Source organism: Mesorhizobium sp. P2_B5 (assembly GCF_056404775.1).
The window spans coordinates 1-2,500 of record NZ_JBFUDJ010000026.1 but is presented as its reverse complement, the minus strand read 5'-3'; the positions used below and the strand labels follow the sequence as shown (position 1 = coordinate 2,500).

Here is a 2,500-nt window from a genome sequence, read left to right as displayed (position 1 = left end):
TGGCTTAGAAGCAGCCATCATTTAAAGAAAGCGTAACAGCTCACTGGTCTAAATAAGGGTCTTTGCGCCGAAAATGTAACGGGGCTAAAGCCATACACCGAAGCTTAGGGTTTGGTCCGCAAGGGCCAAGCGGTAGCGGAGCGTTCTGTAAGCTGATGAAGCCATACCCGTGAGGGGTGGTGGAGGTATCAGAAGTGCGAATGCTGACATGAGTAACGTAAGGGGAGTGAGAGACTCCCCCGCCGAAAGACCAAGGGTTCCTGCTTAAAGCTAATCTGAGCAGGGTTAGCCGGCCCCTAAGACGAGGCGGAAACGCGTAGTCGATGGGAACCACGTTAATATTCGTGGGCTTGGAGGTAGTGACGGATCGCACAAGTTGTCCAATCTTATCGGATTGAACGGGCAGCGGAGCGGTTCCAGGAAATAGCTCCTCCTTATAAACCGTACCCGAAACCGACACTGGTGGTCAGGTAGAGTATACCAAGGCGCTTGAGAGAACTATGCTGAAGGAACTCGGCAAATTGCACGCGTAACTTCGGAAGAAGCGTGACCCTTTTCTACGCAAGTAGAGGAGGGTGGCACAGACCAGGGGGTAGCGACTGTTTATCAAAAACACAGGGCTCTGCGAAGTCGCAAGACGACGTATAGGGTCTGACGCCTGCCCGGTGCTGGAAGGTTAAGAGGAGGGGTGCAAGCTCTGAATCGAAGCCCCAGTAAACGGCGGCCGTAACTATAACGGTCCTAAGGTAGCGAAATTCCTTGTCGGGTAAGTTCCGACCTGCACGAATGGCGTAACGACTTCCCCGCTGTCTCCAGCATAGACTCAGTGAAATTGAATTCCCCGTGAAGATGCGGGGTTCCTGCGGTTAGACGGAAAGACCCCGTGCACCTTTACTATAGCTTTACATTGGCATTCGTAGTGGCATGTGTAGGATAGGTGGTAGGCTTTGAAACCTGGGCGCCAGCTCAGGTGGAGCCACCCTTGAAATACCACCCTTATTACTATGGATGTCTAACCGCGGCCCGTTATCCGGGTCCGGGACAATGTATGGTGGGTAGTTTGACTGGGGCGGTCGCCTCCTAAAGAGTAACGGAGGCGCGCGATGGTGGGCTCAGAACGGTCGGAAATCGTTCGCTGAGTGCAATGGCATAAGCCTGCCTGACTGCGAGACTGACAAGTCGAGCAGAGACGAAAGTCGGTCATAGTGATCCGGTGGTCCCGCGTGGAAGGGCCATCGCTCAACGGATAAAAGGTACGCCGGGGATAACAGGCTGATGACCCCCAAGAGTCCATATCGACGGGGTTGTTTGGCACCTCGATGTCGACTCATCGCATCCTGGGGCTGGAGCAGGTCCCAAGGGTATGGCTGTTCGCCATTTAAAGCGGTACGTGAGTTGGGTTCAGAACGTCGTGAGACAGTTCGGTCCCTATCTGCCGTGGGTGTAGGAATATTGAAAGGATCTGTCCCTAGTACGAGAGGACCGGGATGGACGGATCTCTGGTGGACCTGTTGTGGCGCCAGCCGCATAGCAGGGTAGCTATATCCGGACGGGATAACCGCTGAAGGCATCTAAGCGGGAAACCCACCTTAAAACGAGTATTCCCTGAGAACCGTGGAAGACGACCACGTTGATAGGCCGGGTGTGGAAGAGCGGCAACGCTTGAAGCTTACCGGTACTAATAGTTCGATCGGCTTGATCGTTCTCATTCCTTATGCTCATTCGATAAAGTCGAATGGTCTGACCAGCGCTCACGCGTCGTATCGGCCTTCGGCCGGACGCTCCGCGAGGGCGCCGGAAAACCGGCGACGCGCAGTCGCGCTTGCGGGCTTACGCCCGGAAGCCAACCGCAAAAGGCGTCGCCTTGGCACAAAAAACAGCTTCTCGAATAACGTGCGTTTTGCCGACCTGGTGGTTATGGCGGAGCGGCTGCACCCGATCCCATTCCGAACTCGGCCGTGAAACGCTCCAGCGCTGATGGTACTTCGTCTCAAGACGCGGGAGAGTAGGTCGCTGCCAGGTCTGCCAAACGCACGTTGAACTCTCGATCCAAATTGGATGGAGTGGAATCTTCTCATTACGATTATGTTGATGCATGTCGTTATCCCAAAACCGCTCAACACTTTTGGGCGACATGCATCGAGGCCCGCCAACGGGACTACGGGCCGCGCAAGCGGCCCTTTCATTTGGCGGCTCTTCTAATCCAGTAAGCTTCGGCTTACCTCTAAGGTTGACGCGGGGTGGAGCAGCCCGGTAGCTCGTCAGGCTCATAACCTGAAGGTCACAGGTTCAAATCCTGTCCCCGCAACCAAATACAAAAAGCCCGCCTCGTGCGGGCCTTTTTGTATTTTGCTGTGGTGGCCGGCCGGTTTTAACCTGCATCAGGGGCCTGCAAGGAGGCGAAGCCGACGCCGCGGGACAGAAAAGCCAAATCCTGTCCCCGCAACCAAATACAAAAGCCCGCCCCGTGCGGGCCTTTTTGTATGCGGCAGCCGGACCA

1 tRNA gene and 2 rRNA genes (1 of these 3 cut by a window edge) are annotated in these 2,500 nt (G+C 55.4%); all 3 read left to right on the top strand.

The annotated features are described in order from the left end of the window. Window positions 1–1,703, top strand: a 23S ribosomal RNA gene (locus AC1D1N_RS32235); it begins 1,099 nt to the left of the window's first position. Window positions 1,704–1,907: 204 nt separating this feature from the next. Further along, window positions 1,908–2,022 (top strand): 5S ribosomal RNA (gene rrf, locus AC1D1N_RS32230). A 212-nt stretch (window positions 2,023–2,234) separates the two neighbouring features. Continuing rightward, window positions 2,235–2,311 (top strand) — tRNA-Met (locus AC1D1N_RS32225). Window positions 2,312–2,500 lie beyond the last annotated feature (189 nt).